Annotated in this window: 11 protein-coding genes; 3 read left to right on the top strand and 8 right to left on the bottom strand. The window is 59.5% G+C overall.

All coding sequences use genetic code 11. The features are described from left to right. Window positions 1-38 precede the first annotated feature (38 nt). Entirely contained in the window at window positions 39-935 is an 897-nt protein-coding gene (locus ABXH05_RS15025; protein WP_353561928.1) for a LysR family transcriptional regulator, read from the bottom strand. A gap of 118 nt (window positions 936-1,053) precedes the next feature. Here ABXH05_RS15025 and ABXH05_RS15020 point away from each other — a divergent pair, with 118 nt between their 5' ends. After that, the gene (locus ABXH05_RS15020; protein ID WP_353561927.1) at window positions 1,054-2,073 is read left to right on the top strand and encodes an NAD(P)H-binding protein; all 1,020 of its coding nucleotides are present in this window, start codon (window positions 1,054-1,056) and stop codon (window positions 2,071-2,073) included. A 30-nt stretch (window positions 2,074-2,103) separates the two neighbouring features. Here ABXH05_RS15020 and ABXH05_RS15015 read toward each other — a convergent pair whose 3' ends face one another. The 3 genes from ABXH05_RS15015 to ABXH05_RS15005 form a co-directional block, all read right to left on the bottom strand. Then, window positions 2,104-3,111, bottom strand: a complete 1,008-nt coding sequence (locus tag ABXH05_RS15015) for an NAD(P)H-dependent flavin oxidoreductase (protein WP_353561925.1) — start codon at window positions 3,109-3,111, stop codon at window positions 2,104-2,106. Between the two features lie 94 nt (window positions 3,112-3,205). After that, window positions 3,206-4,165 (bottom strand): alpha/beta fold hydrolase, encoded by a 960-nt coding sequence (locus tag ABXH05_RS15010; protein ID WP_353561923.1) that lies wholly within the window; start codon window positions 4,163-4,165, stop codon window positions 3,206-3,208. Then, a complete protein-coding gene (locus ABXH05_RS15005; protein ID WP_353561921.1) occupies window positions 4,165-5,067 on the bottom strand; it encodes a LysR family transcriptional regulator in 903 nt (300 codons plus the stop codon). The genes ABXH05_RS15010 and ABXH05_RS15005 overlap by 1 nt, the downstream gene beginning before the upstream one ends. Before the next feature lie 224 nt (window positions 5,068-5,291). On the opposite strand from ABXH05_RS15005, the gene ABXH05_RS15000 reads away from it, so the two are divergent. Further along, window positions 5,292-6,287, top strand: a complete 996-nt coding sequence (locus tag ABXH05_RS15000) for an NAD(P)H-dependent flavin oxidoreductase (RefSeq protein WP_353561919.1) — start codon at window positions 5,292-5,294, stop codon at window positions 6,285-6,287. A gap of 312 nt (window positions 6,288-6,599) precedes the next feature. On the opposite strand, the gene ABXH05_RS14995 is transcribed toward ABXH05_RS15000, so the two are convergent. The 4 genes from ABXH05_RS14995 to ABXH05_RS14980 all read right to left on the bottom strand — a co-directional run bounded on the left by ABXH05_RS14995 (window position 6,600) and on the right by ABXH05_RS14980 (window position 10,549). Beyond that, window positions 6,600-7,499 carry an EamA family transporter gene (locus ABXH05_RS14995; protein WP_353561917.1) on the bottom strand — a complete coding sequence of 300 codons (900 nt, stop codon included), beginning with the start codon at window positions 7,497-7,499 and terminating at the stop codon, window positions 6,600-6,602. A 193-nt stretch (window positions 7,500-7,692) separates the two neighbouring features. Beyond that, window positions 7,693-8,943 carry a serine hydrolase domain-containing protein gene (locus ABXH05_RS14990; RefSeq protein WP_353561915.1) on the bottom strand — a complete coding sequence of 417 codons (1,251 nt, stop codon included), beginning with the start codon at window positions 8,941-8,943 and terminating at the stop codon, window positions 7,693-7,695. Continuing rightward, window positions 8,940-9,251: a hypothetical protein gene (locus ABXH05_RS14985; RefSeq protein ID WP_348139413.1), complete on the bottom strand. Its 312-nt coding sequence runs from the start codon at window positions 9,249-9,251 to the stop codon at window positions 8,940-8,942. The genes ABXH05_RS14990 and ABXH05_RS14985 overlap by 4 nt, the downstream gene beginning before the upstream one ends. A gap of 218 nt (window positions 9,252-9,469) precedes the next feature. After that, window positions 9,470-10,549: a serine hydrolase domain-containing protein gene (locus ABXH05_RS14980; protein WP_353561913.1), complete on the bottom strand. Its 1,080-nt coding sequence runs from the start codon at window positions 10,547-10,549 to the stop codon at window positions 9,470-9,472. A gap of 158 nt (window positions 10,550-10,707) precedes the next feature. On the opposite strand from ABXH05_RS14980, the gene ABXH05_RS14975 reads away from it, so the two are divergent. Further along, the gene (locus ABXH05_RS14975; RefSeq protein WP_353561911.1) at window positions 10,708-12,696 is read left to right on the top strand and encodes a glycoside hydrolase family 5 protein; all 1,989 of its coding nucleotides are present in this window, start codon (window positions 10,708-10,710) and stop codon (window positions 12,694-12,696) included. The last annotated feature ends 200 nt before the right edge of the window (window positions 12,697-12,896 follow it).

The following is a 12,896-nucleotide window of genomic DNA, read 5'->3' as shown; positions in this document are numbered from 1 at the left end:
TGCCCTTACGTCAACAAGTGCCGGGGCAGCGTGCAGCATCACATCTTCAGGTACGATCTAAGCCCTTGATCCAAGTGGTCAAACAGCGCCCGCATGCGGGTGACCCGACGCAAATCTTCATGCATGACCAGCCACATCTCAAGATCAAACCCGAACTCATCATGCAGCACCGGCACCAGATCAGGGTCGTTGTCGCCCATGGGCATATGACAGCCGCTGATACCGGCCCCCGCCTTGAGCAAGGCAACTTGGGCCGCGTCGCGGTCCGTCCTCAGCGAAAAGAACTCCCGGGCAATCGGGAACCCCGCCTCTTGCAGCGGCTCCATGACCCATGCCTGTTTGTCAAACCCGATGAACCTGTGGCCGGCCGGATCATCGGCCAGTGACTGCGGGATTCCATGCTTTGCTGCGTAGGTCTTGTGCGCATAAAGCCCAATGCGGACCGTACCCAGCCGCAGGCCCACCAAGGCGTCCTGGGTGGGGGCAACCATGCGAACCGCAATGTCAGCCTCGCGGGCGGATAGGTCATCTGTCTGGTCTGACAGCACCAGCTCAATGGCAATCTCGGGATGTTGTTCAACAAACGGCGCAAGAATCCCGGGAATGACATGGGCCCCCATGAACTCGCTGACGGTCAGCCGAATGGTGCCGCTCAGGGCTTCGGCTGGCGCGCTGGCAGTTCGCACCAGCGCTGACGCAGCAGACTGCATGGCTTGCGCATGCGGCCGCAAGGACAGCGCCGTATCTGTCGGCGTCAATCCGCGAACCGAGCGCACGAACAGGCTGGTCTCAAGACCTGCTTCCAGCGCTTCGATGTGACGGCCAAGGGTGGGCTGGGTCAGGCCGAGTTGATCAGCCGCTCTGGACAGAGACCCGCATTCCAGAACCGCCAGGAAGGACCGCCAATGGTCCCAACTCATCATTTCCTTAGACATACAAATATGTTTATCGAATGCACGTATTTCGTCAATTTATGTTTTGATCGAACATCCTCATCTTTGTCCCGCAGGCGGAAGACCCGCTGTTTTCTTTGACGTTCTCAGGAGCAGGATCATGACTTCGACCCCACGGATACTTGTCATCGGTGCGACAGGCGGCATCGGTTCGGAAGTGGCCAGAGCCGCTCGGGCCGCCGGGTGGGATGTCCGGGCGATGCACCGGCGACCCAAAAAAGCGGCCGGATCCATGGCCGATTTGGCTGTGGAATGGGTGAAGGGCGACGCCATGCGCTCAAAGGATGTCGCCCGTGCCGCCAAAGGCTGCGACGTGATTTTTCATGGCGCAAACCCGCCCGGCTACAAGAAGTGGAAGCAGCTGGCGATCCCGATGCTTGCCAACACGATCAAGGCAGCCGAGGCGGTGAATGCCCGCATCGCCTTTCCCGGCAATGTCTACGTGTATGGCGACGATGCGTTTCCCGTTCTGGGCGAGGATGCACCGCAGCATCCAGCAACGGAAAAAGGAAACATACGCATCGAGATGGAATATATGTTGCGCCGCACGCCCCAACCCGCGCTCATTGTGCGCGCCGGAGATTTCTTTGGCCCCAACGCCCCGGGCTCATGGGTAGGCGGTGGCATGATCAAGGCCGGAAAGCCGATTTCATCCGTCACCTATCCCGGCGATCCAAAAACCCTGCACGCCTTCGCCTATCTCCCAGACCTGGCAGAAACCTTTATCCGTCTACTGAGCAATCCAGAGGTGGCGACGTCAGGCTTCGAAACTTTCCACTTTGAAGGCCACACCGTAGGTGGCGACACCGGCGTGAGTTTCCCCGACGCGTTACGCAGAGCAGCTGGTGTGCCCGAAGCGCCCATAAGGAAACTGCCATGGGCCATGGTCAAGGTCGCGGGGGTCTTCAACGAGACATACCGCGAGCTGTTGAAGATGAGCTATCTGTGGAAAACGCCTCACCGGCTGGACAACACCAAGCTGCAATCGGTGATTGGCAGCGAGCCGCATACACCGCTTGAGGAAGCGCTGCGTGTCACGCTGATTGGGCATGGCTGCCTGCCGGAGCAGGTGACTGCGGCAGCACAAAATGAAACCGGCCATGCAGCGGCAGCTGCATGACCGGTCATATTCTCAAGCTGATGGGCGGTCTTATTCAGCGGCGGATGCTTTGGCAGCGGGTTCGGACAGGAGTGTACGCCCGCTGAGATCATCAAGGGCCGCGCGGTACTGCTCTTCAAGGCGGTCCACCAGCTCGGCAACGGGCGGTGCATCTGAAATGCTGCCGATGCCCTGGCCTGAGCCCCAGATGTCTTTCCAGGCTTTCTGCTTGGTATTGCCACCGGAGCCGAAATTCATCTTGGACTTGTCCGCCTCAGGAAGATTGTGCGGATCAAGACCCGCATCCTCGATGGACGGCGCCAGATAGTTGCCGTGGACGCCAGTGAAGAGGTTGGAATACACGATGTCGTTGGCGGCATGCTTGATCAGCGACTCTTTGTAGCCCGGGTCGGCATTGGCTTCTTCCGTGGCGATGAAGCGTGTGCCGATATAGGCAAAGTCGGCACCCAGTGCCAGCGAGCTGGCGATGGATGACCCATCGGCAATTGCACCGGACAGAATGACCGTGCCGTCAAACCATTCCTTCACTTCGCGTACAAGTGCGAAAGGTGACAGGGAGCCTGCATGGCCGCCAGCGCCGGAGCAGACAAGGATCAGACCGTCGACGCCTTCTTCTGCGGCCTTCTTGGCGTGCTTCACATTGATGACGTCATGATAGACCACGCCGCCATAGGAATGCGCCGCTTCCACAACAAATGCCGGTGGACGCAGGGAGGTGATGATGATCGGCACTTCGTGCTTCACGCACACATCCATGTCGTGCTGCAGACGATCATTAGATGCATGGCAGATCTGGTTCACCGCAAACGGTGCAACCTTCTTGTCCGGATTGGCAGCCTGATACTCGGCCAGTTCCGTCTTGATACGGACGATCCACTCTTCCAGCACATGCTCAGGCCGTGCATTGAGCGCCGGGAACGAGCCGATGATGCCCGCCTTGCACTGAGCAATAACGAGTTCAGGACCGGACACGATAAACAGCGGCGAGCCGATAACCGGCATCCGCAGATTGTCACGGATGTGAGCAGGAATGGCCATGCGAAGTCTCCACGAGAAAAGGATTAGGTGTTGGGAGGATATTTGGCGCGCAGAGCCGGAATGTCCAGTTCATGAATGAACAGTTATCCATCCATTATTGAACAGGCTCAGGTGCTGCGTTGCCCCATGGCTCGATGCTTCCCAGGAAGGTCAGCACAGCCGCCGCCACCTCATCAGGCGCTTCAACCTGCGGAAAATGGCCCACACCCTCAAGTTCCACATAGGTATAGGGCCCGGTAAAGCCGTCCTCACCCGCCTTGAACAACTCGATGTCCAGCGCGCCATCATCCGCCCCGGCGATCGTCAGGGCCGGCATGGCAAAGCGGGTATCCTTGTCCGCCCGCAGGGTGCCCGGCGCCGGGTCGGCGCTGATGGACCAGTAGTAGCCCAATATGCCCTCCACACCGCCTTCAACTGCAAGGCTTTCCTTGACGGCCGTCGTATCGCGACGTGCCACATCAAAGGTCGGTGCCCAGGCCTCTACAATACCGTCGATATGGGCAAAGTCATTGCGTGACACCATCCAAGTCGCCCAGGGAAACTGGTAGTAGATAAAGTGCGGCGCATTGAGAAAGAGGCTGAGGCTCGGCTCGGTCGCCATGGGATGCGGGATTGTCAGGGACACAAGGCCAACGACCGTGTCCGGATCCGTCACGGCAGCCGACATGGCCGCCGTCGCGCCCCAGTCATGACCCACCACAACGGCTTTGCTTTCGCCTAGCGCGTCAATCAGTGCCAGCGCATCTGCGCCAAGGGTGCCCACGGTGTAGTCTTCGTCCGGTGCAAATCCACTGGGCGCATAGCCGCGCATGTTGGGCGCCACCACGCGATAGCCCGCCGCTGCCAGCTTGCCTTGCACCTGTTGCCAACCGCGTGCCGTCTCCGGGTAGCCATGCAGCAGCACGACCAGCGGTCCTGTTCCTTCTTCGAGATAGGCAAGCTCTACGCCATTGGCCTCAATGAAGGAGAAGTCACGTGTGTCTTCAGCCTGCGCGGCGCCAGCAGTGGAAATAAGCGCAGCGAGTACAAATGTCGCCAAAAGTCGAATGCTCATCAGACCCTCCCCAGAAGCATGTCGCGGTCAGTCTTGGCTGCTTCGGCAATAAAGTCGAGCACTGCCCGCACCGCAGGTGTGTTTGTGAGGTCCGGGTGGGCCAGAAGCCAGACGTCTGTCGCGCTGAAAAGCTTGTCCGGCGCGACCCGCACCAGGTCTTCATGGGCGTCGCCCTGAAGGCAGGTCAGCGGCGCAATCCCCGCGTGGGTGCGCACCGCACTCACCATATCCGCCATGGAAGAACAGCGCAGATAAGTCGGCGCGCCACGGGTGACATGTCCTGCCCAGCGCGCCAGCTCGGCTTCGTTGGCTTCCCCGGCAAAGCCGATCAGTCGATGCTCGGCCCATTCGCCGCGCTGCTGTGGCAAGCCATTGGCGTCCGCGTAATCGTGTGACGCATAAAACGCGACGCCGCAGCGGGCAATCTTGCGGCCCACCAGATTTTCTTCGCCCGGCCCATAGAGCCGAATAACAATTTCAGCCTCGCGCCGCGTGACACTTGCAGGCCAGGCATCGGTCACAAACTCGATTTCAATTTGCGGGTAGCGCTCCGTGAACGCACTCATATGCGGCATCAGCCAGTAACCAGCCAGCGTTGCTGCTGTGGATACCCGCACAATGCCCTGGGGCGTGCCGCTGGCATCAGATAGGGCATGGCCTGCGCGCAGGACGGCGGACGCAATTTCGTCGGCCTCCGCCTTCAGCTTTTCACCGCCCGGCGACAGGCCGAAACCGTCATTGGTTTGCACGAAGAGTTTTGTGCCAAGAGCCTCTTCCAGCTCGGTGATCTTTCGCCCCACCGTGGCATGGCTCAGTTTCAGCTGGCGTCCCGCGCCTGAATAGCTGCGGGCTTCTGCCACTGCCAGAAACACCCGGTAGAGGTCCCAATTCGCCTGGCTCATTTGTGTGGTGCCTCATGAGGTTTCCGCAGCGTTTTTGCTGTCTTGTCGTCAATCTAACAGCCCCCTGAACAAATCTGAACAGGTGTCGGGGTGCAAGGCGCTTTGCAAACCTGCTAAAACACCCTCAACGAGATACCCAGGATCAGGTGACGCGGGACAGGGGTCAGCACGGCGACCTGAAGCGCGTCAGACAACAAGCAAGACGACCAACAGGGGAGTATCCCATGATCAAGACACGTTTCACGGAGATGTTCGGCGTCGAACATCCCATCGTTCAGGGCGGCATGCAGTGGGTCGGCAAGGCGCCGCTTGTGGCAGCCGTTGCCAATGCCGGTGGCCTTGGCTTCATCACAGCGCTCACCCAGCCAACGCCGGATGATCTGGCGAAGGAAATCGAGCGCTGCAAAACCATGACCGACAAGCCGTTTGGTGTGAACCTCACCATCCTGCCGGCCATCAAGCCTCCGCCCTACGCTGAATACCGTCAGGCCATCATCGACAGTGGCGTGAAGATTGTTGAGACCGCTGGCTACAAGCCGCAGGAGCATGTGAACCACTTCAAGGAACACGGCATCAAGGTCATCCACAAATGCACCGCCGTTCGCCACGCCCTGTCCGCAGAGCGCATGGGCGTCGATGCCATTTCCATTGATGGCTTTGAGTGCGCCGGTCACCCGGGCGAAGACGACATCCCCGGCCTGATCCTGATCCCGGCCGCTGCCGACAAGGTCAAGATCCCGATGATCGCCTCAGGCGGCTTCGGCGATGGTCGCGGTCTCGTGGCAGCGCTGGCTCTGGGTGCTGAAGGCATCAATATGGGCACACGCTTCTGTGCCACCAAGGAAGCGGACATCCACGACAACGTGAAGCAGAAGATGGTCGAAACCGACGAGCGCGGCACAGACCTGATCTTCCGTACCCTGCACAACACAGCCCGCGTTGCCAAAAACGCCATTTCTCAGGAAGTGCTTGAGAAGGAACGCGCAGGCGCCAAGTTCGAGGAGATCCAGCATCTCGTCGCCGGTGCCCGTGGCAAGATGGTTTACTCAGAAGGCGATCCTGATCACGGCATCTGGTCCGCCGGGATGATCCAGGGCCTGATCCACGACATCCCCACAGTGGACGAACTGGTGAAGCGCATTGTGGCTGAAGCAGAAGGCATCATCCAGAACCGCCTCAACGGTTTTGTCTCCGGTGCTGCAGCCCAGGCGGCAGAATAAGCACTCTCGCTTTCCGCAAAAACAAGAGCCCCGGATGCCATCAGCGTCCGGGGCTTTTTCATGAGCAGACTATTCCAACCACCTCAAGACCGCCCTCCCTCCGGCTTGACCGGAGGGCCCATGGGCAGCTCGGATAGACCCTCCGGTCAAGCCGGAGGGAAAGCGAAGATGATGGAACCCGAAACCAAAAAACCTCCGTATCTCCGGGCTTGACCCGGAGCCTACTCGCAATCCCACTTGCCAAAGCCATCCAATCAACCCTGTGCCTTGCCGCACGACGAGTAGTCCCCGGATCAGATCCGGGGCAACGGGCTAAATGACAATCAGCACCAGGCCAGCCACAACCAGCCCGATGCCCAGCAGCTCCGTCCGGTTGGTTTTCTCTTTGAAAATCAGGGTGGATGTTGCCAGCGCAAACACCAATTCGATCTGCCCCAGCGCTTTCACATAGGCTGCATTTTCCAGCGCAAACGCCGTGAACCAGCCAATGGAGCCAATGACGCTGGCAATGCCGACCGCAAGCGCGGGCCGCCAGCGCACATAACTCTGTTTCAGGGATGCACGGTCACGCAGCCCAAGCCACACACTCATGATCAGCGTCTGCCAGATCAAAACAGCGGTCAGTGTGGTCGCCGCAGAAACCGCAAACCCATTGTCTTCCAGAGCCAGCGAGGCGGCACGGTAGCACACAGACGCAATGGCGAACCCGGCACCGCATCCAAGACCCATCAGGGCCACAGGTGATCCAAGGGATGTGAGAATGGCCCGCGGCGTCACAGCCGTGCGCGCGACAGAAAGCGCGATCACACCAATGAAACTGATGAGAATGCCAGCAAACGCATAAGGCCCGACGACTTCTCCAAGCACCAGAAATCCGATGAGCGCCGTCTGCACGGTTTCAGTCTTGGAATATGTCGTGCCGACCGTGAACACGCGCAGGGCAAACATCCGTACAAGGAGCACTGCCGCAACCACCTGCGCCGCACCGCCAATGAGGATTGACAGAACAAAGGTCGTGTTCAGCTGCGGCGTGGCTTCGCCGGTAACCTGCAACAAGACAAAAAGGTAGAGCGCCGCAAACGGCAGGCCGTAGAGAAAGCGCACATAGGATGCACCGGTTGCCGTCAGGTCAGATGCAAGGCTCTTCTGCAGCGCAGAGCGTACGTTCTGCGAAAACGCCGCAACGAGTGTGAAAGCTATCCAAAGCGGCATGAGAAAAACCGGCCAGTGACGGGAGCCTAGGTTCTATGCCCCATGCCGGGCTATTGGCCACTCATGCCAGCTATGCGCATGGACATTTTCCCCTGCTCGCTCTCCCTCCGGCTTGACCGGAGGGCCTATGGGCATCTCGGATGGACCCTCCGGTCAAGCCGGAGGGAGAGCGTATACGGGGTGGCAAAAAGCCTTAGTCGTTGATGGCCGCATAGACCAGCTGCTGGAACTGGCGCCGCAGCGGGTAGGCGCCTGACGGCATCAACTGCGTCATCAGGATCGCAATCAGGTCTTCTGACGGATCAATCCAGAAAATCGTGCTCGCGGCACCACCCCAATAATACGTACCGTCGGGACCTGTGATCTGCGACTTGGCTTCATCCACCGTCACCGCAAACCCAAGACCAAAGCCAATGCCTGCATTTGTCGTTTCGGAAAACGCACCCTGAGCCAGACCTTCAAGGTCCTGTCCGCCGGGCAGGTGGTTCTTGGTCATCAGCGTGATGGTCGGGCGCGACAGCAGCCGTGTGCCGTCCGGTGCCGTGCCGCCTCGCAGCATCATCTGGCAGAATTTGAGGTAATCAGACTGGGTCGAGACGAGCCCGCCGCCGCCGGACGTAAAGACAGGTGGGCGTGCGTAGCGACCGGTTTCAGGATCATCCGCGAGCGCGAAGGATTTGGTCTTCGGGTCGCGCTGATAGTTCGCGGCGAAACGCGGCATCTGGTCGGCACTCACCTGGAATGCCGTGTCCGTCATGCCAAGGGGCTGGAAGATGCGCGTGTTGAAGAAATCAAACAGCGACATGCCCGACACAACTTCCACCAGTCGTCCCAGCACATCCGTGGACACGGAGTAGCTCCACGCCTCACCGGGATTGTGCAGCAGCGGCATGCGCCCCAGCAGCTTGCAAAATTCTTCAAGGTTGGAGGTCGTGAGGTCCACGCCGCCGATCTTGAAGTGGCGATAGGCTTCATCCACCGGATGGACTTCCATGAAGCCATACGTAAAGCCGGACATGTGCGTCAGCAGATCGCGGATCGTCACCTGACGGCTGGCAGATTTCACCGCCATGCCGCGTGCAGGACCGCCCGCATAGACTTTCAGGTCGCGCAGTTCAGGAATGTAGCGGCCGATCTCGTGCTCAAGCTGAAAACGGCCTTCCTCAAACAGCATCATGACTGCAACCGAGGTGATCGGTTTCGACATGGAATAGATACGGAAGATGGTGTCGTGGGTCAGCGTCTTGCCGCGCTCCACATCCATCTGCCCCTGCACATCAAAATGCGCCAATTCACCCTTGCGCCACACCAGCGTTGAAAGACCGGCAAGCTTCTTGCGGTCCACATAGCTTTGAAAGAAGGGGGTGATGCGCGCCAGGCGGTCCGGGCACATGCCCGCCTGCTTGGCAGCCATGGTCGGGTCTTTGATAAGGGGAGCGTTCATGATGCTGTCGGCCTGTTCTGCTGTTCTTCTGGATAGCTGAGCGCCGCGACAAGGTCTGTCAGCATGCGCGATTGAAAGGCCGGCTGGTCATTGCCGTGCTCAAGATCAAAGGCCTTCCACAGGCCTGCAGCCTTCTCGATGCGAAAGCTGGGATGGGTCCAGCCACACCGGTAAACGAGCACGCAGGGACTGCCGTCTTCATTGGTGACCACATCAATATCGAGAGGCGATCCTGCAGCAGCCTGAAACAGCCGCGTGCGGTCGCGATCGGTTATCCGGTCGAGCGGAAGATTAACAACGTTGGTCACACAGTCCCCCAGGGCCGGACAACCGGCCTTCGCCGCGGCATGTAGCCCTTGTTTCTCAAGGGCCCGCGCAGCTGTCTTCGTTTTCTGAGGTCTATTGTTGGATAGACGACGCGGCGGGGCAAGACTCAGTTGCGCTGCTAGAGCAGATTCATCGCTTCATTCACGCTTTAAGATTACCAAAGCCTGAGAAGAACGCGTCAAACCTAAGCTAATGTCCCTTACGCGACACCAAAGCAGTCCGCCACGTCCTTGATCCAGCGCTTCACGCCGTCGCCCTGAACATCATGGCTATCCCCGTGGCGGACCAGGATCAGGTCCTTTTCCGGCACCAGCACGATGTACTGTCCGCCATAGCCGTTGCACGAAAACGTGCCGGGCCCTGCAATTTCCAGCCACCAATGGGCGCCATAGCCCATGAACTCATCGTCCCCGGTAGGCACTTTGCTTTGGGTGCGCGCATAGTCGACCCAGCCATTTGGCAGAATTTGCCTGTCGCCCCACCAGCCGCCGCGCAGATAAAGCAGCCCGAACTTGGCAAAGTTGCGCGCCGTCATGAAGCAGTAGGAGGACCCCATCCAGGTCCCCGCACCGTCGAATTTCGGAATGGCGCCCTGAATGCCGATGGGTTCCAGCAGTTCAGCCCGCATGAAGGCTTCGAAATCCTGCGCCGAGAGCGGTTCGCCACCCCCCAGCACCGTGGATAGCGCCCGCACAAGTATGTTTGTGGTGCCGCTTGAATAGTTGAAGACGCTGTCTATCGGGTGGATCAGCGGCTTGTCAGCCGCGTAGTGCGCCACATCCGCCTTGCCATCCCCAAACAGCATGGAAATGGTGTCCGATATGTCGCCATCCACATAATCTTCGTCAAACTCCAGCCCGCTGGCCATGCGCAGCAGCTGGTCGATGGTGATTTCCGTGCGTGGGTCCCCTGCAGGCCATTCCGGCGCACCGACCCGGTCAAAAATCGACATCTTCCCATCGCGCACGGCAATGCCGATCAACGCCTGCAACATGCTCTTGGCCATGGACCAGGAGGGATAAGTCTGGGTCGGCCCATAGCCCTCCGCATAGGCTTCAGACACCAGCTTGCCACCCTGAATGGCCACAAAGGCATGGGTCGGGCCCATATCATCCGGCCCCTTGCCGTCGCCATTGGGGTCAGAAAATGCATGATCCAGCAGATCACCCAGCGCCACATGATTGGCGGTGGCGGCCGTGCCTGTCGGCCAGTCGGTGGTCGGCCAATCGACGTCGGTTGGCTGCGAGGGAAGGGTGGGGAGGTTGGATGTGTCTGTCATGGGCCGCACCTTGCCATACAGCCCGTACATCGCAAGTTTGAATTATGCCCATGCTCAAGATATTTGGCCTCCCAAAGAGACGCGTCTTTCTGGCATAGTTGCCCAAACAAGCAACAAGTGCCGGAGCACGATCCAGCACGCCGGGGAGACTTTCACACATGTCATTGCCAAAACTGCACCTTGATGGAGACCGCTTCGTGGACGATGCGGGCCGTCACGTCATCCTGCGCGGCGTCAATCTGGGTGGTGACTGCAAGCTGCCTTACCCCGACGGTGGCACCCACATCCCCACCGACTTTTCCGATCATCGGGAGGTCAGTTTTATTGGCCGCCCGTTCCCCATTGATGAAGCCGACGAGCATCTGGGCCGCCTCAAGCACTGGGGCTTCAACTGCCTGCGTCTGCTGACCACTTGGGAGTCCTGCGAGCACGCTGGCCCCGGTCAGTATGACGAAGCCTATCTGGACTACATCGCCGACGTCTGCCGCCGTGCCGGCGACCACGGCATGTATGTGTTCATCGACTTCCACCAGGACGTCTGGTCGCGCATGTCCGGTGGAGACGGCGCGCCCGGCTGGACATTTGAGAAATGCGGTCTCGATTTCACAAAGTTCCATGAGTCCGGTTCTGCCAAGGTCATGCAGCATTGCTACGACTTTGAGCGCGGCGGTGGCCGTCAGGAAGACACCTACCCGACCATGACATGGGCGCAGAACTACCGTCGCCCCGGCAATGCCATCATGTGGACGCTGTTCTTCGCAGGTGCTGACTTTGCGCCGGACCTGATGGTGGATGGCGTCAACGCCCAGGAATTTTTGCAAAGCCATTATCTGGGCGCCATGCAGCAGATCGCCACGCGCGTGAAAGATATGCCGCACGTCCTTGGGTTCGACACACTCAACGAACCCGGCTCCGGCTGGATTGCCAACGAGACAAGCTATCAGCATACGGAAAAGTCCAAGGAGCATCCCGAGCGCGTATCGCCCGGCCCAGCGTGGTCGCCGCTCGATGGTCTGCTGGTGGCCCGTGGCATCCCGCGCTCTGTGCCGGTCGTGAGTTTCGACGCCGCGGAAATGAAAATGAAGGTCACCGGCGAAGAACGCGCCAATGACAATCGCGTGCCCATCTGGCGCGATGGTGTTCAATGCCCGTTTGAGCAGGCAGGCGCGTACCGTCTCAACGCCAATGGCGAAGCTGAAGACGTCAACGAGACCTATTTCACCCATCGCAACGGCAAGCCCGTTGATCTGGAAGCGGACTATATGGCGCCGTTCTTCAACCGCGTGGCGGACGGCATTCGCGAGATCAAGTCAGACTGGATGGTCTTTGCCGAGCTCGACCCGTTCCGTGGCCTGAGCGGCGAAGGGTTCCCGGAAGGCTCACCCGACAACACGGTCAATGCCAGCCACTGGTATGACATCGTGACCCTTGTCACCAAGGTCTTCATGTATCCAACCGCCATCAATCCCTTCAATGGCCGCGTCATCGAAGGACCGGAGGCCATTCAGGCGCAATATGTGGAGCAGCTTGATCTCATCAAGAAGGCAGCCCACACGCTCAATGGCGGTAAGGGTGCCCCAACCCTGATCGGTGAGTTCGGCATTCCCTACGATCTTGATCAGGCAGCCGCCTACAAGGCATGGGCTGCGGGCGATCACAGCGAGAAGCCATGGGAGATGCACAAGACATCCCTGGACCTGATGTACAACGCCATGGATGCGCTGCTGCTCTCCACAGCGCACTGGAACTACACAGCATCCAACAGCAATGACCAGGCAATCGGCGATGGGTGGAACCAGGAAGATCTGTCCATCTTCTCCCGCGACCAGCAGGACAACCCCCTGGACAAGGATTCCGGCGGACGTGGCCTTAAGGGCTTCTGCCGCCCTTACGTCCGTCGCGCCCAGGGCGAACTTCTGTCCCACGGGTTCGATCTCAAATCGCGCAAGTTCAAAGCCGAGATCAAACTCGACAGCGATGCATCTGAAACAGAGCTCTACATCCCACGCCTGCACTACGGGTCCGGCTGCGACATCAGCCTGACATCCGGCACCGCATCATTCGTCGGCGATGGCCAGATGGTGACCATCTCCGGAACACAGGGCAGCCGCCTTGAAATTGTGGTGCAGCCCTCAACTGGCGCGTAAGTCAAAGACGCTCAACTTCTGTCAATCCGCGACCTCATCGCAGGGTGACAAGCGGAAGTCCTCCCTCACAACACCGACCTCCCTCCGGCTTGACCGGAGGGTCTATCCGAGCCGCCCATGGGCCCTCCGGTCAAGCCGGAGGGAAAGCGGATAGTGGTTGAAAGTTCACCCACAAGACCGTGTCCCCGGGCTTGACCCGG

Source organism: Pyruvatibacter sp. HU-CL02332 (genome assembly GCF_040362765.1).
Classification (GTDB): domain Bacteria; phylum Pseudomonadota; class Alphaproteobacteria; order CGMCC-115125; family CGMCC-115125; genus Pyruvatibacter.
Note: the sequence above shows the minus strand (reverse complement) of the source record. Positions and strands in the feature narration are given on the sequence as shown.

Excerpts from the sequence above, each read along its gene's own strand:
- ABXH05_RS15025 (WP_353561928.1), bottom strand. The coding sequence starts at position 935 with ATGTCTAAGGAAATGATGAGTTGGGACCATTGGCGGTCCTTCCTGGCG.
- ABXH05_RS15020 (WP_353561927.1), top strand. The coding sequence starts at position 1,054 with ATGACTTCGACCCCACGGATACTTGTCATCGGTGCGACAGGCGGCATC.
- ABXH05_RS15015 (WP_353561925.1), bottom strand. The coding sequence starts at position 3,111 with ATGGCCATTCCTGCTCACATCCGTGACAATCTGCGGATGCCGGTTATC.
- ABXH05_RS15010 (WP_353561923.1), bottom strand. The coding sequence starts at position 4,165 with ATGAGCATTCGACTTTTGGCGACATTTGTACTCGCTGCGCTTATTTCC.
- ABXH05_RS15005 (WP_353561921.1), bottom strand. The coding sequence starts at position 5,067 with ATGAGCCAGGCGAATTGGGACCTCTACCGGGTGTTTCTGGCAGTGGCA.
- ABXH05_RS15000 (WP_353561919.1), top strand. The coding sequence starts at position 5,292 with ATGATCAAGACACGTTTCACGGAGATGTTCGGCGTCGAACATCCCATC.
- ABXH05_RS14995 (WP_353561917.1), bottom strand. The coding sequence starts at position 7,499 with ATGCCGCTTTGGATAGCTTTCACACTCGTTGCGGCGTTTTCGCAGAAC.
- ABXH05_RS14990 (WP_353561915.1), bottom strand. The coding sequence starts at position 8,943 with ATGAACGCTCCCCTTATCAAAGACCCGACCATGGCTGCCAAGCAGGCG.
- ABXH05_RS14980 (WP_353561913.1), bottom strand. The coding sequence starts at position 10,549 with ATGACAGACACATCCAACCTCCCCACCCTTCCCTCGCAGCCAACCGAC.
- ABXH05_RS14975 (WP_353561911.1), top strand. The coding sequence starts at position 10,708 with ATGTCATTGCCAAAACTGCACCTTGATGGAGACCGCTTCGTGGACGAT.